Genomic DNA, 17,612 nt, shown 5'->3' with positions numbered 1-17,612 from the left:
GAAAGAGAGCGATTACAGATGCTAATTGGTACTCAAACAAAATGCAATAAAGAAAATAATGTGACGGGGTGTGAGAATCTTGAATGATGTTGTACAAGTTCCTGTTACGGATGTAAAGGGGATCGGAGGAGAAACATCTGAGTTACTACATGAGATGGGTATTTATACAGTTTCTCATCTATTAGAACATTTTCCGTACCGTTATGAAGATTATGCGATGAAAGATCTTGCTGAAGTAAAGCATGATGAACGTGTAACGGTTGAAGGGAAGGTTCATAGTGCTCCTTTGCTGCAATATTATGGTAAGAAGAAATCGCGTTTAACAGTTCGTGTTCTCGTCGGTCGTTATTTAATTACGGCGGTATGTTTTAATAGGCCTTACTATAAGCAAAAATTAAAGTTAGATGAAACGATAACGATTACTGGTAAATGGGATCAACATCGTCAAACAATTGCTGTATCAGAACTTCATTTTGGACCGGTTGTACGTCAACAAGAAGTGGAACCTGTTTATTCAGTAAAGGGGAAACTTACAGTAAAACAGATGCGTCGTTTTATTGCTCAAGCGTTAAAGGAATATGGAGATTCTATAGTCGAAGTGTTACCGGATGGTTTGTTAGGGCGATATAAATTATTACCAAGATATGAAGCGCTCAGGGCATTGCATTTTCCGGTAGGACAGGAAGATTTGAAGCAAGCGCGTCGCCGTTTTGTATATGAAGAATTTTTCTTATTTCAGCTGAAAATGCAAACGCTCCGGAAAATGGAGAGGGAAAATTCAAAAGGGACGAAGAAAGAGATTCCGTCAGTAGAATTACAAGAATTTATCGATGCACTGCCGTTTCCATTAACGGGTGCGCAGCGCCGAGTTGTAGATGAAATTTTGAAAGATATGACATCTCCTTATCGGATGAACCGACTATTGCAAGGTGACGTTGGTTCTGGGAAAACAGTTGTTGCTGCGATTGGCCTTTATGCATCGAAATTAGCCCATTATCAAGGTGCTTTAATGGTTCCTACAGAAATTTTAGCTGAGCAACATTATCAGTCGCTTGCTGAAACGTTTTCGCATTTTGGTATGAAGGTGGAACTGTTAACAAGTTCTGTTAAAGGGGCGAGACGTCGAGAAATTTTAGCGAAGTTAGAACAAGGAGAAATAGATATTCTTGTTGGAACGCATGCCTTAATTCAAGATGAAGTTATATTTCATAGGTTGGGTCTCGTTATTACAGATGAACAGCATCGATTTGGTGTAGCGCAGCGCCGAGTTTTACGGGAGAAAGGTGAAAGTCCAGATGTATTATTTATGACAGCGACACCAATTCCGCGTACGCTTGCAATTACTGCATTTGGAGAGATGGATGTTTCGATAATCGATGAGATGCCAGCAGGTAGAAAGGTGATTGAAACATACTGGGCAAAACATGATATGTTAGATCGCGTTCTCGGTTTCGTTGAAAAGGAGATAAAAAAAGGAAGACAGGCATACGTTATTTGTCCTTTAATTGAAGAATCTGAGAAACTTGATGTGCAAAATGCTATCGACTTACATAGTATGCTGACGCATCATTACCAAGGGAAATGCCAAGTTGGATTGATGCATGGGAGATTATCGTCTCAGGAAAAAGAAGAGATAATGGGACAGTTTAGTGAAAATAAAGTACAAATTCTTGTATCGACAACAGTTGTTGAAGTAGGTGTGAACGTACCGAATGCGACTGTAATGGTTATTTATGATGCAGAACGTTTCGGTTTATCGCAGCTTCATCAGCTTAGAGGGCGTGTCGGCCGTGGTAGTGAACAATCATATTGTTTATTAATAGCAGACCCTAAATCAGAAACAGGGAAAGAAAGAATGCGCATAATGACTGAAACAAATGATGGATTTGTATTGTCAGAAAAAGATTTAGAATTACGAGGTCCTGGAGATTTCTTTGGGAGTAAGCAAAGTGGCTTACCAGAATTTAAGGTTGCTGACATGGTACATGATTATCGAGCGTTAGAAACGGCAAGGCAAGATGCGGCGATACTAGTAGATTCAGAAGCGTTTTGGCACAATGATCAGTATGCTGCCTTGCGTACGTATCTTGATGGGACAGGTGTGTTCCAAGGAGAGAAGCTCGATTAAAGGGAGTCAACAAAAGTTTTTGTTGCATTCTACTTTTAATGATTATATACTACTGTTAGTACCTAGTCATAAAAATGGATGGTGCGGTATGAAAAAAAGAAGAAGTAAAAAAGAAAGACAAGAGTTATTACAACAAACAATCGAATCAAATCCTTTTATTACGGATGAAGATTTAGCGGAAAAATTTCAAGTGAGTATACAAACGGTACGACTTGATCGTATGGAATTGTCTATTCCTGAATTAAGAGAGAGAATTAAACATGTAGCTACAAAGCAACATGAAGAAGATGTGAAATCTTTACCGTTAGAAGAGGTTGTTGGAGAAATTATTGATATTGAATTAGATAGACATGCAATCTCTATCTTTGAAGTAAAGATAGAACATGTATTCAAAAGAAATCAAATCGCTCGTGGGCATCATCTGTTTGCGCAAGCAAACTCACTAGCTGTTGCGGTTATTGATGAAGAATTAGCTTTAACTGCAAAGTCTACCATTCGATACATTCGCCCTGTAAAATTAGGAGAGCGTGTTGTTGCAAAAGCGCGCGTTGAAGATGTAGAGAATGATAAAGGACGGACGGTTGTCAAAGTGCGTAGCTTCGTTGGAGAAGAACTTGTTTTTACAGGCACTTTTGAAATGTATCGATCTAGTAATTATAGTGAGGAAGGTAACAACTTATGAAAATCGCAATAGATGCAATGGGCGGAGATCACGCTCCAAAGGCTGTAGTATTAGGGGCAATGAAAGCTATTAAGGAATATTCTGATTTACATATTACGTTAGTAGGGAAAGAAGAGGAAATTCGTCAATACTTAACGAGTGATGAACGAATTACTATTCTTCATACAGACGAAAAAATAGAATCAACGGAGGAACCAGTAAGAGCGGTTCGTCGAAAAAAACAAGCTTCAATGGTGCTTGCGGCACAACAAGTAAAGGATGGAGAAGCAGACGCTTGTATATCCGCAGGTAGTACAGGAGCTTTAATGGCAGCTGGATTATTTGTAGTCGGTCGTATGGAAGGAATTGAGAGACCAGCTTTATCGCCTACAATGCCAACTGTAGATGGAAAAGGTTTTGTTATGTTAGATGTTGGAGCAAATGTTGATGCAAAACCAATTCATTTATATCAATATGCAGTAATGGGATCTGTTTATGCTGAGAAGGTAAGAGGAATTGAAAATCCTCGCGTTGGACTATTAAACGTTGGAACAGAGGATGGAAAAGGAAACGAGCTTTCAAAGCAAGTATTTGCAATGCTTAAAGATGCGCCAATTAATTTCGTGGGGAACGTTGAATCAAGAGATTTATTGCAAGGTGTAGCAGATGTTGTTGTATGTGATGGTTTTACAGGGAATGTAGCGTTGAAATCATTAGAGGGAACAGCACTTGCGCTATTCTCTATGTTGAAAGAACAGTTAATGAGTTCATTTACGAGCAAATTAGCAGCGGCGGTATTAAAGCCAAAACTTATGGTATTAAAAGATAAAATGGATTATTCGGAGTATGGAGGAGCTGCATTATTTGGATTGAAAGCACCTGTCATTAAGGCTCACGGTTCTTCTAATGATCAGTCGATATTTAGTGCGATTCGTCAAACGAGAGAAATGGTAGCGAAAGAAGTAATTCCTACGATTTCAAGCGTAATGGAGAAAGAGTCACTCCAATAAGAGGAGGATTTGAAATGGGAAAAATAGCATTTCTTTTTCCGGGCCAAGGTTCACAGGCAGTTGGAATGGGTAAACAATTAGCAGAGAATAATAAAGAGGTTGCAAAAGTGTTTGCAAAAGCAGATGAGGTGTTGGAAGATTCACTTTCAGAAGTGATTTTTGAAGGACCGCAGGAAAAGCTTACATTAACAACAAATGCGCAGCCTGCATTATTAACAACGAGTTTTGCTATTTTGACAGCTTTGAAAGAGTATGACATTACACCTGACTTTGTCGCTGGTCATAGTTTAGGTGAATATAGTGCTCTTGTAGCAGCTGGTGCATTAACTTTTGAAGATGCTGTATATGCTGTAAGGAAACGTGGCGAATATATGGAAGAAGCTGTTCCGGGCGGGGAAGGCGCAATGGCAGCTATATTAGGTGCTGACCCACATATGCTGAAACAAGTTACAGAAGAAGTAACAAGTGAAGGATATGCAGTGCAAATCGCTAATATGAATAGTACGAAGCAAATTGTGATTTCTGGAACGAAGCAAGGCGTAGAGGTTGCTTCTCAAAGAGCGAAGGAAAATGGTGCAAAGAGAGCGATTCCACTAAAAGTAAGTGGGCCATTCCATTCTTCACTTATGAAGCCGGCAGCTGAGAAGTTCCAAAGTGTTTTAAATGAAATTACAATTCATGACACGAATATTCCTGTTATTGCAAATGTTACGGCGGAAGTTATTACACGTGGTGCAGACATTCAAGAAAAGTTAATCGAACAGCTTTATTCGCCTGTATTATGGTACCCGTCTATTGAATATATGGTGAACCAGGGAGTAGATACATTTATTGAAGTTGGACCTGGAAAAGTACTTGCTGGACTTATGAAGTCAATTGATTCATCAGTAAAAGCATATGCGATATACGATGAAGAGACATTAAAAGATACCATTTCAAATTTGAGAGGAGAAAACTGATGTTAAAAGGGAAGGTAGCATTAGTAACTGGCGCTTCACGTGGAATTGGTCGCGCGATTGCGATCGATTTAGCGAAACAAGGGGCAAATGTAGTGGTAAATTATGCTGGTAATGAACAAAAAGCAAATGAAGTAGTAGATGAAATTAAAAAATTAGGTTCTGATGCAATTGCGGTAAGAGCAGATGTTGCAAATGCTGATGATGTTACAAATATGGTGAAACAAATAGTAGATACATTTGGACAAGTTGATATTCTTGTAAATAATGCTGGTGTAACGAAAGATAATTTATTAATGCGTATGAAAGAAGAAGAATGGGATACAGTTATTAATACAAACTTAAAAGGTGTATTCTTATGTACAAAAGCAGTATCTCGTTATATGATGCGTCAACGTCACGGTAGAATTATAAACATCGCTTCGGTTGTTGGTGTTATAGGAAACCCAGGACAAGCTAACTATGTTGCTGCTAAAGCGGGTGTTATTGGATTAACAAAAACATCTGCAAAAGAGTTAGCAAGTCGAAATATTACAGTGAATGCAATTGCGCCGGGCTTTATTGCGACTGATATGACGGATGTACTAGATGAGAATATTAAAGCCGAAATGTTAAAAGTTATTCCAGCTGCTCAATTTGGTGAAGCGAAAGATATCGCGAATGCTGTAACGTTTTTTGCTTCTGATCAAAGCAAATATGTTACAGGTCAAACGTTAAATGTTGATGGCGGTATGGTAATGTAATAAAAGAATCGATTTCACCTAGTTTTTTTGGTCAATATTTAATATAATATTTGAGGGGAGGTGAATGGAATGGCAGATGTTTTAGAGCGCGTAACAAAAATCATCGTTGATCGTTTAGGAGTAGAAGAGACTGAGGTAGTACCAGCTGCAAGCTTCAAGGAAGATTTAGGAGCAGACTCCCTAGATGTAGTAGAACTTGTAATGCAATTAGAAGATGAATTCGAAATGGAAATTTCTGATGAAGATGCTGAAAAGATTGCTACTGTTGGCGATGCTGTGACTTACATAGAGAGTCATCTATAATGCTTAAGTGAAGTCCCGTTTTTTAGCGGGGCTTTCTGGCTTATATCTGGAGGGACCTATGCCGTACCGAAAATATAGAGAAAAAAAATACGAAACAAAATATCGTGAAGCATTTAAAGTGTTTCAAGAAAAGATAGGTATTACGTTTACAGATGAAAAATTATTGATTCAAGCATTTACGCATTCATCGTATGTGAATGAGCATCGAAAAAAACCGCATGAAGATAATGAGCGTCTTGAATTTCTTGGAGATGCAGTATTGGAACTGACTGTATCGCAGTATCTGTTTCAAAAATATCCGACAATGAGCGAAGGAGAGTTAACAAAACTACGTGCAGCTATTGTATGTGAGCCATCTCTTGTTCGTTTTGCGAACGAATTGTCATTTGGTAGCCTTGTTTTATTAGGAAAAGGTGAAGAAATGACAGGTGGACGTGAACGACCAGCTTTATTAGCGGATGTCTTTGAAGCGTTTATTGGTGCCCTTTATCTTGATCAAGGGCTAGAAACAGTTTGGGGATTCTTAAAAGAAATTGTATATCCGAAAATTAATGAGGGTGCTTTTTCTCATGTGATGGATTATAAGAGTCAGTTGCAAGAATTGATTCAGCGTGATGGCAGTGGCAATGTTGAGTATCAAATTTTGCAAGAAAAAGGACCAGCTCACAATCGAGAATTTGTGTCACGTGTTACGTTAAATAACGTAGCTTTAGGTCTTGGTAGTGGTAAGTCGAAAAAAGAAGCAGAGCAACAAGCTGCTGCAGAAGCATTGAAAAAATTAAAAGAACAACTATAAGGAATCCCCCTTTGAATGAGGGGGATTCCTTGTGCATAGAATGAAACTTTCTTTTTGTTTATAATGAAAAAGAAGGTAAATCCGTATAATACTTGTTTTTGTATAGAGAACATTTATAACGACGGAGAATAGGAGGAAGGCCTTTCGTGTTTTTAAAAAGATTAGAAATAGCAGGGTTTAAGTCTTTTGCTGAGCGTGTATCTGTTGATTTTGTCCCAGGTGTAACTTCTGTAGTAGGACCTAATGGAAGCGGGAAAAGTAATATTACTGATGCAATTCGCTGGGTACTTGGTGAACAATCTGCAAAATCATTACGTGGTGCAAAGATGGAGGATATTATTTTTGCAGGCAGTGATACGAGGAGAGCGGTTAATGTTGCTGAAGTAACAATAACTTTAAATAATGAAGATCAACGTTTACCAATTGAATACAATGAGGTGTGTGTAACACGTCGTGTATCTCGTTCAGGTGATAGTGATTTTTATATTAATAAACAATCATGTAGATTGAAAGATATTATCGATTTATTTATGGACTCTGGTATGGGAAGAGAAGCTTTTTCAATTATTAGCCAGGGGAAAGTGGAAGAGATTTTAAGTAGTAAGTCAGAAGAGCGTCGAGGTGTATTTGAAGAAGCGGCAGGCGTACTAAAATACAAACTTCGCAAAAAGAAAGCTGAAGGGAAATTAGCAGAAACACAAGAAAACTTAAATCGTGTACAAGATATAATTCATGAATTAAGTAGTCAAGTAGAACCTTTAGAAAGACAAGCTTCTATTGCGAAAGATTATCTTGAGAATAAAGAAGAATTAGAGAAAGTAGAAGCTGCGCTTATTGTCCATGAAATTGAAGAATTGCACGAGAAATGGGAAGCGCTTCGAAATCAGTTTGGGCATAATAAAAACGAAGAAGCTAAAATGTCAACGAATTTACAAAAAAGTGAAGAAGAGCTTGAGGAATTACGAGGACAATTACAAGCGGTAGATGAGTCTGTAGACTCGTTGCAAGAAGTACTTCTTCTTTCTAGTAAAGAGCTAGAAAAACTTGAAGGGCAGCGCGAGTTGTTAAAAGAGAGAAAGCAAAATGCTACGACGCATTGTGCGCAACTTGAGCAGTTAATTGTTGAATTAACAGAGAAAGCTAAAAGTTACGATGGTGAGATTGAGTCAAGTACAGAAGCTTTAATGCAATTTGTGAATGAAGTAAAAGAGTTGGAGCAAAAATTGCATGATAATGAGCAACTGCTTGCTACTTTTGCTGACAATTTAGAGGAACAGATTGAGAATTTAAAAGGTGACTATATTGAGCTTTTAAATCAACAAGCTAGTCATCGTAATGAATTATCTATGATTGAAGAACAATCTAAACAGCAAACGTCTAAAAACGAGCGTCTAGATGAAGAGAATGCGAAATATGTAGAAATGCGTATGGAAATTACAGCGAAAAAGACGAAACTTGTAGAAAGTTACGAACAAGCGAAAGAAAAAGTAGCTGGCATTCTCTCAAACATACAGAAGACAGAGGCGGCGCTTGGGAAATGTAAGACGCAGTATAGTGAAAATGAAACAAAACTGTATCAAGCATATCAATTTGTGCAACAGGCACGTTCTCGAAAAGAAATGCTTGAAGAGATGCAAGAAGATTATTCTGGATTCTATCAAGGTGTACGTGAAGTATTGAAAGCTAGAGAAAATAGGTTGCAAGGTATCGAGGGCGCTGTTGCGGAACTGTTAACGGTACCGAAAGAATACGAAGTTGCAATGGAAATTGCTCTAGGTGCAGCGATGCAGCATATTGTTGTACAAACAGAGGAGCATGCTCGTAATGCGATAGCATTTTTAAAGCAAAATAAACATGGACGTGCAACGTTTTTACCGCAAGCTGTTATTAAAAGCAGGTCTTTATCATTTGAGCAATTACGCATTGCAAATCAACACCCATCGTTTGTAGGTGTGGCGGCAGAACTTGTGCAGTACAACAATAAATATGAAAATGTAGTTTCAAATTTATTAGGTACGGTTATTGTTGCGAAAGATTTACGCGGAGCAAATGAGTTGGCGAAACAACTGCAATACCGTTATCGCATTGTAACAATCGAAGGTGATGTAGTGAATCCTGGCGGTTCTATGACTGGTGGGGCGGTAAAGCAAGCGAAATCTTCTTTATTAGGACGCCAACGTGAACTGGAAGAGTGGACTCGCAAGTTAACTGATATGGAAGAAAAAACAATGAAGTTAGAAAACTTTGTTAAAGCAGTAAAACAAGAGATTCAAGAAAAAGAAGTGAAAATACGCGAACTAAGGCAAACTGTAGAAGTAGATCGTGTAGATGAGCAGAAATTAAGAGAAGAGATTAATCGTCTAGAATTAGAAGAACATCGTATTAATGATCGATTGTCTATTTATGATTTAGAGATTGAAGGGTTTTTACAAGATCGAGTAAAAATGCAAGGGCGTAAAGAGGAGTTAGAAGGGATTTTAACGAATCTTCAAGCTGATATCACTAAGTTAGATAGTAAAATTGTAGCTTTAACAAAACAAAAAAGTGAGCAACATTCTTCGAAAGAAAAAGTTCAAAAAGAAATGACGGAGTTAAAAGTGCTGGTAGCTGAAAAGCAACAACGCTTATTTAATCAAAAAGAAAAAGTTGAACGATTGACGAAGGAAAAAGAAGAAACGGATGCGACACTTGTAAAAACGAAAGAGGATTTAGCGTTCTTAAAACAAGAAATGACATCTAATTCAAGTGGTGAAGAGCAAATTACGAATATGATTGAGAAGAAAGCATATGATCGTAATCAAACTTCAGAATTAATTCGCTCTCGTCGTGAACAACGTGTATCGTTGCAAGAGAGGGTAGAACATTTAGAGCGCAATTTGAAAGAAACGACAGGTAAACATAAATATATTCTTGAAATGTTGAAAGATCAAGAAGTGAGAATAAATCGACTTGATGTAGAGTTGGAAAATAGATTACAACATTTACGTGAAACATATACGATTTCATTTGAAGCGGCAAAACTAAAATATACAATGACAATGCCTGCAGAAGATGCGCGTAAGAAAGTAAAATTAATCAAATTATCTATAGAAGAGTTAGGTACAGTGAACCTAGGGGCAATTGATGAATATGAACGTGTAGCGGAGCGTCATACATTCTTACTAGAGCAGAGAGACGACCTAGAAGAAGCGAAAGCGACATTGCACCAGCTTATTACCGAAATGGATGAAGAAATGAAAAAACGCTTTTCTACTACGTTTGAAGGCATTAGAATGGAGTTTCAATCGGTATTCTCTGAATTATTTGGAGGCGGTAGAGCGGATTTAGTAATGACTAATCCAGAGGATTTACTAAATACGGGTATTGATATTGTAGCACAACCGCCAGGGAAGAAACTGCAGAACTTAGGTTTACTTTCAGGTGGAGAGCGTGCTTTAACAGCAATTGCGCTTTTATTTGGTATTTTAAAAGTACGCCCAGTACCATTCTGTGTACTAGATGAGGTAGAGGCAGCCCTTGATGAGGCGAATGTAGCTCGTTTTGCACAGTATTTAAAGAAATTCAGTAATGAGACGCAGTTTATTGTAATTACACATAGAAAAGGTACAATGGAAGAGTCTGATGTGTTGTACGGTGTAACAATGCAAGAATCAGGGGTATCTAAACTTGTTTCGGTTCGTTTAGACGCCGGAGAAGAACTTATTGCAAGTGAATAGGAAGGATGGGAAAGTATGAGTTTTTTTAAAAAACTAAAAGAAAAAATTTCAAAACAAACGGATACAGTTACAGAGAAATTTAAACAAGGATTAGAAAAAACGAGAAATTCATTTGCGGATAAAGTGAATGATTTAGTTTATCGTTACCGTAAAGTGGACGAAGATTTTTTCGAAGAGTTAGAAGAGATCTTAATCGGTGCAGACGTTGGCGTTGCGACGGTAATGGAATTAATTGACCAATTGAAAGAAGAAGTACAACGTCGTAACATTCAAGATCCAAAAGAAGTACAAGCTGTTATTTCAGAAAAACTAGTAGGAATTTACAAAGGCGACAGCGATTTTAGTAACGAAATTAATATGCAAGAGGACCAATTAACGGTTGTTTTATTTGTTGGTGTTAATGGTGTAGGAAAAACGACGACAATTGGTAAACTGGCGCATAAGTTTAAATCAGAAGGTAAGTCAGTCCTATTAGCGGCAGGAGACACATTCCGTGCTGGAGCGATTGAACAATTAGAAGTATGGGGCGATCGCGTTGGTGTAGAAGTGATTAAACAAGGATCTGGATCTGATCCAGCGGCGGTTATGTATGACGCTGTACAAGCTGCGAAAGCACGTAAGGTAGATGTATTACTATGTGACACAGCAGGACGCTTGCAAAATAAAGTAAATTTAATGAAAGAATTAGAGAAGGTGAAGCGTGTAATTGAGCGTGAAGTACCAGGTGCTCCTCATGAAGTATTACTTGTTATTGATGCAACAACAGGACAAAACGGTTTAAGCCAAGCGAAAACATTCCGTGAAGCAACGAATGTAACTGGTATTGTTTTAACGAAGTTAGATGGAACTGCTAAAGGTGGTATTGTATTAGCGATTCGTAACGAAATGGATGTACCAGTGAAGTTTGTTGGATTAGGAGAGCAAATGGATGACTTGCAACAGTTTGATCCAGAACAATATGTGTATGGTTTATTTGCGAACTTAGTAGAAACAGAAGAAGTATAAGTGAAAGGAGCGGTATTTCCGCTTCTTTTTCTATAAAAAATATATGATGTTAAGAAAAAAACTTGACACTCTTTTGGACTACATGTAAACTAATTCATGTAAAGGGAAATCACTTAACAAAGGATGATCCAACATGCTCGAAAAAACAACGAGAATGAACTATTTATTTGATTTTTATCAATCGTTGTTAACGCAAAAACAAAGAAGTTATATGTCGCTTTATTATCTAGATGATTTATCTCTTGGTGAAATTGCGGAAGAATTTGATGTAAGTCGCCAAGCCGTGTATGATAACATTAAACGGACTGAAGCGATGCTTGAAGAATATGAAGAAAAATTAGTATTACTTCAAAAGTTTCAAGAGCGACAGCGACTTGTTGCAAAGCTAAAACAGCTAATCAGCGAAGAAGAGCATGTAAATGAAGAAATGAAACAAGTTGTTGAAGCTATCGAAAAATTAGATTAGGAGGGCGGCAATATGGCATTTGAAGGATTAGCCGACCGACTTCAACAGACAATGCAAAAAATCCGCGGCAAAGGAAAAGTTTCTGAAGCCGATGTGAAAGAAATGATGAGAGAAGTTCGTCTAGCTCTTTTAGAAGCAGATGTTAACTTTAAAGTAGTAAAAGATTTTGTGAAGCGTGTGTCTGAACGTGCTGTCGGACAAGATGTAATGAAAAGTTTGACACCTGGACAACAAGTAATTAAAGTTGTACAGGAAGAACTTACAGAACTTATGGGCGGAGAGCAAAGCAAAATTGCTGTTGCTAATAAGCCACCGACTGTTATTATGATGGTTGGTCTGCAAGGTGCGGGTAAAACAACGACGACAGGTAAGCTTGCGAATTTGCTTCGTAAAAAGCATAACCGTAAACCGATGCTTGTTGCAGCGGATATTTACCGTCCAGCAGCGATTAAACAGCTTGAAACATTAGGGAAGCAATTGGACATGCCTGTATTCTCTTTAGGAGATCAAGTAAGTCCTGTTGAAATTGCGAAACAAGCGATTGCAAAAGCAAAAGAAGATCATCACGATTATGTTTTAATCGATACAGCGGGTCGCCTGCATATTGATGAAGAACTAATGGATGAATTAGCGAAAGTTAAAGAAGTTGCGAAACCGGATGAAATTTTCCTTGTTGTCGATGCGATGACGGGACAAGACGCGGTAAATGTTGCGCAAAGTTTCCATGAACAGTTAGGTTTAACAGGTGTTGTATTAACGAAATTAGATGGTGATACGCGCGGTGGTGCTGCATTATCTATTAAGGCTGTAACAAACACGCCGATTAAATTTGCTGGTATGGGTGAAAAACTAGATGCAATTGAAGCGTTCCATCCAGAGCGTATGGCATCCCGTATTTTAGGGATGGGCGATGTCTTAACATTGATTGAAAAAGCGCAAGCTACAGTTGATGAAGAGAAAGCGAAAGAACTTGAGCAAAAAATGCGTACGCTTTCGTTTACGCTTGACGATTTCCTAGAACAACTTGGACAAGTGCGTCAACTTGGGCCGCTTGATGAATTGTTAGGAATGCTTCCTGGTGCAAATAAAATTAAAGGGCTGAAAAATGCACAAGTTGATGAAAAACAAATTGGGCATATTGAGGCAATTATTCGTTCTATGACTAAATTAGAACGAGAACAACCGGAAATAATCAATGCTAGTCGCAAAAAGCGCATTGCCAAAGGTAGCGGTACAACTGTACAAGAAATCAATCGTCTAATTAAACAATTCGATGACATGAAAAAAATGATGAAGACGATGACGGGAATGCAAAAAGGTAAGAAAAAAGGACTAGGTGGATTGAAGTTTCCATTCATGTAAGGAAAAAAAGATGGCTCTGTTAAGAAAAAATACTTTACAAAGCAATAGTCTTTTTGCTAATATAATTATCTGTGTGAAATAAATTCGGAGGTGCTTTATAAATGGCAGTTAAAATTCGTTTAAAACGTATGGGAGCTAAAAAAACTCCTTTCTATCGTGTAGTTGTTGCAGATTCTCGTTCTCCTCGTGACGGACGTTTCATTGAGGAAATCGGAACTTACAATCCAGTTGCTCAACCAGCTGAAGTTAAGATCAACGAAGAAGCAGCATTAAAATGGTTAGGAAATGGTGCTAAACCATCTGATACAGTTCGTAACTTATTCTCTAACCAAGGTATCATGGAGAAATTCCACTTATCTAAACAAGGTAAGTAATTGAGGCAATGACTATGAAGAAGTTAGTCGAGACGATTGTCAAGCCTCTTGTCGATTATCCTGAAGATGTAAAAGTTACACAGGAACTTTGCAACGGAGAGATAAAGTATCGATTAACTGTACATCCTGAGGATGTTGGAAAAGTCATTGGAAAGCAAGGGAGAGTTGCGAAAGCGATTCGAATGCTCTTGTATTCAGTGGGACATCATAATGATGAAAAAGTAACACTGGAAATTCAATAAACGTAAAAAAGGGCGAGGAGTTATTCCTCTCCCTTTTTTAACATTTAAATAGAGAGTGCATGTTCCATCTGTGAAATGGAGATGCTTAATTTATATAGAAACCAGGGGTGACATACTATTTATGACAAAATGGTTTAACGTAGGGAAAATTGTAAATACTCATGGCGTAAGAGGAGAAATCCGTGTTATTTCTCGTACTGATTTTCCAGAAGAGCGATATAAAGTAGGAAACACGTTATACATATCGAATGAGAAAGGCACAGACTACCTTCCGGTGAAGGTAACTTCTCATCGCCAACATAAGACATTCGATTTATTAACATTTGAAGGATATAACAATGTAGATGAAGTAGAGAAGTTTAAAGGTTCTTTAATAAAAGTACCAGAAGAGCAGTTAGGTGAACTTGCTGAAGGTGAATACTACTATCATGAAATTATTGGTTGCAGTGTTGTAACGGAAGAAGGAGAAGCGCTAGGGACAATCAAAGAGATTCTATCTCCTGGTGCAAATGATGTTTGGGTAATTAAACGCCCGAAGGGTCAAGATCTCTTAATTCCTTATATCGATGACGTTGTACTTCAAGTTAATATTGAAAATAAATTAGTAACCATTCATGTAATGGAAGGGCTGCTATAATGAAAATTGATATTTTAACGTTGTTCCCAGACATGTTTACCGGTGTATTTGGATCTTCTATATTAAAGAAGGCACAAGAAAAAGAAGCGGTAAACCTTCGTGTTGTTAACTTTCGTGATTATACAACAAGTAAGCATAATAGTGTAGACGATTATCCTTACGGCGGAGGAGCTGGTATGGTGCTTACTCCTCAGCCTATTTTTGATGCTGTAGAAGATTTGACGAAAGAGACAGAGCGTAAGCCTAGAGTTGTCTTAATGTGTCCGCAGGGCGAAAGATTTACGCAGAAGAAAGCGGAAGAGCTTGCAGGGGAAGAACATTTGATCTTCGTATGTGGGCATTATGAAGGGTATGACGAACGAATTCGTGAGCATCTCGTAACGGATGAGATTTCTATTGGTGACTATGTATTAACGGGCGGAGAATTAGCCTCTATGGTTATTACTGATAGTGTTGTACGTCTCTTGCCAGGTGTGCTAGGAAATCATGCTTCACAAGTAGAGGATTCGTTTAGTACAGGTTTATTAGAGCATCCTCATTATACACGTCCGGCTGATTTTCGTGGTATGAAGGTACCGGATGTATTAATGTCAGGGAATCATAAAAACATTGATGAATGGCGACATAAGGAATCTTTGCGTCGAACGTATACGCGTAGACCGGATTTGTTAGATGAGAGAGAGTTATCTAAACAAGAGAAAAAATGGCTTGAGGAAATAAAGCGAGAGCAGTAATAACTTCATATATTTGCTATTGCAACAGGCCTAGTAATATGCTATTATAACATTTGTGCTACTGAAATCAGTAGCCGTATTAACGATGTTCCGCTGTAATTTATTAAGACTTTATAAGAGCATCTGTTTAAAGGAGAGAATTTAATATGCAACAATTAATCGCAGAAATTACAAAAGGCCAATTAAAAACTGACCTTCCTTCATTCCGTCCTGGTGACACTTTACGTGTACACGTAAAAGTTGTTGAGGGAACTCGTGAAAGAATTCAGCTTTTCGAAGGTGTTGTAATTAAACGTCGTGGTGGCGGAATCAGTGAAACATTCACAGTTCGTAAGATTTCTTACGGTGTAGGTGTTGAGCGTACATTCCCAGTTCACACGCCAAGAATCGCGAAAATCGAAGTACTTCGCCGTGGTAAAGTACGTCGTGCTAAGTTATACTACTTACGTAACCTTCGCGGTAAAAAAGCACGTATTAAAGAAATTCGATAAGACATGTATGGGAGCTTGTAAATGCACAAGCTCCCTTTTTCCAATCTATATGAAATTTTGGTATAATACGAGCAGTTTACATAACCGTGGAGGGGAAATGCATGAAAAAAGAGAAGAGTTCACTTTGGGAATGGATTAAGGCAATTTTGATTGCTGTTGTATTAGCTGGTGTTATTAGACAGTTTTTCTTTGCGCCAATTCTCGTAGACGGGGTATCGATGGCACCTACTTTACATGATCGTGATCGAATGATTGTGAATAAAATTGGTTATCACATTGGAGATCCAAAACGCTTTGATATTATCGTATTTCGAGCAACAGAAGATAAAGATTACATTAAGCGCATTATAGGCCTGCCAGGCGATGAAATAGAGTATCGTAATGATAAACTGTATGTTAACGGAAAGGCTTATGAGGAGCCGTATTTAGACAAGCAGAAAAAGCAAATTGCTGACGGACCGCTTACATATGATTTTAATCTTGAAGAAATGACAGGCAAGAAAACCGTTCCAAAAGATCAATTATTTGTTTTAGGTGATAATCGTCGTTTTAGTAAAGATAGCCGTTCAATCGGTACGATTTCAATGGATCAAGTAATTGGTAAAGCTAATATGTTATATTGGCCGTTAGAAGACGCACGTATTGTGAAATAAATGAAAAAGAAGGTGGCAACATGGTAATTCAATGGTTTCCAGGGCATATGGCGAAGGCTAGACGCCAAGTAACGGAGAAATTAAAATTAATTGATGTTGTAATTGAACTTGTAGATGCTCGATTACCATTATCATCTCGAAACCCAATGATTGATGAAATCATTACACATAAGCCAAGGCTTGTTGTTTTAAATAAAGCGGATATGGCGGATGATCGTTTAACAAAACAATGGATCGCATATTTTAAAGAAAAAGGCCATATGGCAATTTCGATTAACGCGCAAGCTGGACAAGGTATGAAGGAAATTGCAGCAGCTTGTAAAGTGCTTGTTAAAGAAAAATTTGATAAAATGGTTGCAAAAGGTATTAGACCGAGAGCGATTCGTGCATTAATTGTAGGTATACCAAATGTTGGTAAATCTACATTGATTAATAAATTGGCAAAGAAAAATATTGCTAAAACAGGAGATCGTCCAGGTGTGACAACAGCTCAACAATGGATTAAAGTTGGGAAGGAAATGGAATTGTTAGATACACCAGGTATTCTGTGGCCTAAATTTGAAGATCAATTAGTGGGTCTTCGTTTAGCGACAACGGGTGCAATTAAAGATTCAATTTTAAATTTACAAGATGTAGCTGTTTACGCATTACGTTTTATGGAGAAACATTATCCAGAACGCTTGAAAGAACGCTATAATTTAAATGAGATTCCAGAAGATATTGTGGAATTATTCGATGCAATTGGAAAAAATAGAGGCTGCTTAATGGGCGGCGGAATGATTGATTATGATAAGACATCTGAGCTTGTGCTTCGTGAGCTTCGTGGTGGCAAACTTGGAAAAATGACGTTTGAAACACCGGAAGAGTTTGGAGAGCAAGTGGAAGATGTGGAAAAAATAGAAGAAGTATAAGACGTGCGTTTGTGCGTCTTTTCTTTTTGGATATGTTTAAAAAGGAGCTTGTATAAATGCAAACTATGACGATAAAAGAAGCGGAAAATGTATTGAAAGAAATTATGAATGAAGAAGATGATCGCTTTCAACTGTTAATGAAAGATGATCGAAAAGGTGTTCAAAAGCTCGTTTTGAAGTGGTATAAACAAAAAGAGTTAGAACAGAAAGAAAAAGAGAAGTTTTTTGAAATGTCCAAGTATGAAAATGCTTTGCGTGAAAAAGGGGTCACATATATCGCGGGTATTGATGAAGTAGGGCGCGGGCCATTGGCTGGGCCTGTTGTGACGGCAGCTGTCGTTCTTCCTGAGGATTTTTATATTCCAGGGTTAAATGACTCGAAAAAGTTGAGTGAAGCGAAACGTGAGCGTTTTTATGATGAAAT

Annotated in this window: 18 protein-coding genes and 1 pseudogene; all 19 read left to right on the top strand. The window is 37.9% G+C overall.

Annotated elements, in window-relative coordinates; all coding sequences use genetic code 11:
- Positions 1 to 79 precede the first annotated feature (79 nt).
- On the top strand, positions 80 to 2,128 hold the full coding sequence (gene recG, locus MR107_RS07745) for an ATP-dependent DNA helicase RecG (protein ID WP_006928337.1): 2,049 nt from the start codon (positions 80 to 82) through the stop codon (positions 2,126 to 2,128).
- A gap of 88 nt (positions 2,129 to 2,216) precedes the next feature.
- Positions 2,217 to 2,810 carry a transcription factor FapR gene (gene fapR, locus MR107_RS07740; protein ID WP_000747348.1) on the top strand — a complete coding sequence of 198 codons (594 nt, stop codon included), beginning with the start codon at positions 2,217 to 2,219 and terminating at the stop codon, positions 2,808 to 2,810.
- Complete coding sequence (gene plsX / locus MR107_RS07735) at positions 2,807 to 3,799, top strand: phosphate acyltransferase PlsX (RefSeq protein WP_000684100.1); 993 nt, start codon at positions 2,807 to 2,809, stop codon at positions 3,797 to 3,799. Before fapR ends, plsX begins: the two co-directional genes overlap by 4 nt.
- A gap of 14 nt (positions 3,800 to 3,813) precedes the next feature.
- On the top strand, positions 3,814 to 4,758 hold the full coding sequence (gene fabD, locus MR107_RS07730) for an ACP S-malonyltransferase (protein WP_242292225.1): 945 nt from the start codon (positions 3,814 to 3,816) through the stop codon (positions 4,756 to 4,758).
- A complete protein-coding gene (gene fabG, locus MR107_RS07725; RefSeq protein ID WP_242292224.1) occupies positions 4,758 to 5,498 on the top strand; it encodes a 3-oxoacyl-[acyl-carrier-protein] reductase in 741 nt (246 codons plus the stop codon). The genes fabD and fabG overlap by 1 nt, the downstream gene beginning before the upstream one ends.
- A gap of 69 nt (positions 5,499 to 5,567) precedes the next feature.
- Positions 5,568 to 5,801: an acyl carrier protein gene (acpP, locus tag MR107_RS07720; protein WP_000786062.1), complete on the top strand. Its 234-nt coding sequence runs from the start codon at positions 5,568 to 5,570 to the stop codon at positions 5,799 to 5,801.
- A gap of 58 nt (positions 5,802 to 5,859) precedes the next feature.
- A complete protein-coding gene (rncS, locus tag MR107_RS07715) occupies positions 5,860 to 6,597 on the top strand; it encodes a ribonuclease III (protein WP_242292223.1) in 738 nt (245 codons plus the stop codon).
- A 146-nt stretch (positions 6,598 to 6,743) separates the two neighbouring features.
- Entirely contained in the window at positions 6,744 to 10,313 is a 3,570-nt protein-coding gene (smc, locus tag MR107_RS07710) for a chromosome segregation protein SMC (RefSeq protein ID WP_000478973.1), read from the top strand.
- Between the two features lie 15 nt (positions 10,314 to 10,328).
- A complete protein-coding gene (ftsY, locus tag MR107_RS07705; RefSeq protein WP_000007655.1) occupies positions 10,329 to 11,318 on the top strand; it encodes a signal recognition particle-docking protein FtsY in 990 nt (329 codons plus the stop codon).
- 133 nt (positions 11,319 to 11,451) lie between these two features.
- Positions 11,452 to 11,784, top strand: a complete 333-nt coding sequence (locus tag MR107_RS07700) for a putative DNA-binding protein (RefSeq protein WP_000891062.1) — start codon at positions 11,452 to 11,454, stop codon at positions 11,782 to 11,784.
- A gap of 12 nt (positions 11,785 to 11,796) precedes the next feature.
- Entirely contained in the window at positions 11,797 to 13,146 is a 1,350-nt protein-coding gene (gene ffh, locus MR107_RS07695; protein WP_000863460.1) for a signal recognition particle protein, read from the top strand.
- 101 nt (positions 13,147 to 13,247) lie between these two features.
- Complete coding sequence (rpsP, locus tag MR107_RS07690; RefSeq protein WP_000268750.1) at positions 13,248 to 13,520, top strand: 30S ribosomal protein S16; 273 nt, start codon at positions 13,248 to 13,250, stop codon at positions 13,518 to 13,520.
- 14 nt (positions 13,521 to 13,534) lie between these two features.
- Positions 13,535 to 13,762 (top strand): KH domain-containing protein, encoded by a 228-nt coding sequence (locus MR107_RS07685; RefSeq protein WP_000737401.1) that lies wholly within the window; start codon positions 13,535 to 13,537, stop codon positions 13,760 to 13,762.
- Between the two features lie 121 nt (positions 13,763 to 13,883).
- Positions 13,884 to 14,399, top strand: coding sequence for a ribosome maturation factor RimM (gene rimM, locus MR107_RS07680; RefSeq protein ID WP_000170278.1), 516 nt, complete (start codon positions 13,884 to 13,886; stop codon positions 14,397 to 14,399).
- Complete coding sequence (gene trmD, locus MR107_RS07675; RefSeq protein ID WP_000686903.1) at positions 14,399 to 15,133, top strand: tRNA (guanosine(37)-N1)-methyltransferase TrmD; 735 nt, start codon at positions 14,399 to 14,401, stop codon at positions 15,131 to 15,133. Before rimM ends, trmD begins: the two co-directional genes overlap by 1 nt.
- Before the next feature lie 146 nt (positions 15,134 to 15,279).
- Positions 15,280 to 15,624 (top strand): 50S ribosomal protein L19, encoded by a 345-nt coding sequence (gene rplS, locus MR107_RS07670; protein ID WP_001186516.1) that lies wholly within the window; start codon positions 15,280 to 15,282, stop codon positions 15,622 to 15,624.
- Positions 15,625 to 15,725: 101 nt separating this feature from the next.
- Positions 15,726 to 16,277, top strand: a complete 552-nt coding sequence (gene lepB / locus MR107_RS07665) for a signal peptidase I (RefSeq protein ID WP_000711853.1) — start codon at positions 15,726 to 15,728, stop codon at positions 16,275 to 16,277.
- 20 nt (positions 16,278 to 16,297) lie between these two features.
- Positions 16,298 to 17,188 (top strand): ribosome biogenesis GTPase YlqF, encoded by an 891-nt coding sequence (gene ylqF, locus MR107_RS07660; protein ID WP_000236704.1) that lies wholly within the window; start codon positions 16,298 to 16,300, stop codon positions 17,186 to 17,188.
- Between the two features lie 56 nt (positions 17,189 to 17,244).
- Positions 17,245 to 17,612 (top strand): annotated as a pseudogene (locus MR107_RS07655) (ribonuclease HII); the annotation flags it as partial.

Origin of the sequence: Bacillus cereus group sp. BfR-BA-01441 (genome assembly GCF_022663075.1) — a bacterium.
Classification (GTDB): domain Bacteria; phylum Bacillota; class Bacilli; order Bacillales; family Bacillaceae_G; genus Bacillus_A; species Bacillus_A cereus.
The sequence above is the reverse complement of the archived record's forward strand: the minus strand, read 5'-3'. Positions and strand labels throughout refer to the sequence as shown.

Excerpts from the sequence above, each read along its gene's own strand:
- ftsY (WP_000007655.1), top strand. The coding sequence starts at position 10,329 with ATGAGTTTTTTTAAAAAACTAAAAGAAAAAATTTCAAAACAAACGGAT.
- rimM (WP_000170278.1), top strand. The coding sequence starts at position 13,884 with ATGACAAAATGGTTTAACGTAGGGAAAATTGTAAATACTCATGGCGTA.
- rpsP (WP_000268750.1), top strand. The coding sequence starts at position 13,248 with ATGGCAGTTAAAATTCGTTTAAAACGTATGGGAGCTAAAAAAACTCCT.
- trmD (WP_000686903.1), top strand. The coding sequence starts at position 14,399 with ATGAAAATTGATATTTTAACGTTGTTCCCAGACATGTTTACCGGTGTA.
- plsX (WP_000684100.1), top strand. The coding sequence starts at position 2,807 with ATGAAAATCGCAATAGATGCAATGGGCGGAGATCACGCTCCAAAGGCT.
- fapR (WP_000747348.1), top strand. The coding sequence starts at position 2,217 with ATGAAAAAAAGAAGAAGTAAAAAAGAAAGACAAGAGTTATTACAACAA.
- fabG (WP_242292224.1), top strand. The coding sequence starts at position 4,758 with ATGTTAAAAGGGAAGGTAGCATTAGTAACTGGCGCTTCACGTGGAATT.
- acpP (WP_000786062.1), top strand. The coding sequence starts at position 5,568 with ATGGCAGATGTTTTAGAGCGCGTAACAAAAATCATCGTTGATCGTTTA.
- rncS (WP_242292223.1), top strand. The coding sequence starts at position 5,860 with ATGCCGTACCGAAAATATAGAGAAAAAAAATACGAAACAAAATATCGT.
- ylqF (WP_000236704.1), top strand. The coding sequence starts at position 16,298 with ATGGTAATTCAATGGTTTCCAGGGCATATGGCGAAGGCTAGACGCCAA.
- ffh (WP_000863460.1), top strand. The coding sequence starts at position 11,797 with ATGGCATTTGAAGGATTAGCCGACCGACTTCAACAGACAATGCAAAAA.
- MR107_RS07700 (WP_000891062.1), top strand. The coding sequence starts at position 11,452 with ATGCTCGAAAAAACAACGAGAATGAACTATTTATTTGATTTTTATCAA.
- fabD (WP_242292225.1), top strand. The coding sequence starts at position 3,814 with ATGGGAAAAATAGCATTTCTTTTTCCGGGCCAAGGTTCACAGGCAGTT.
- MR107_RS07685 (WP_000737401.1), top strand. The coding sequence starts at position 13,535 with ATGAAGAAGTTAGTCGAGACGATTGTCAAGCCTCTTGTCGATTATCCT.
- lepB (WP_000711853.1), top strand. The coding sequence starts at position 15,726 with ATGAAAAAAGAGAAGAGTTCACTTTGGGAATGGATTAAGGCAATTTTG.
- rplS (WP_001186516.1), top strand. The coding sequence starts at position 15,280 with ATGCAACAATTAATCGCAGAAATTACAAAAGGCCAATTAAAAACTGAC.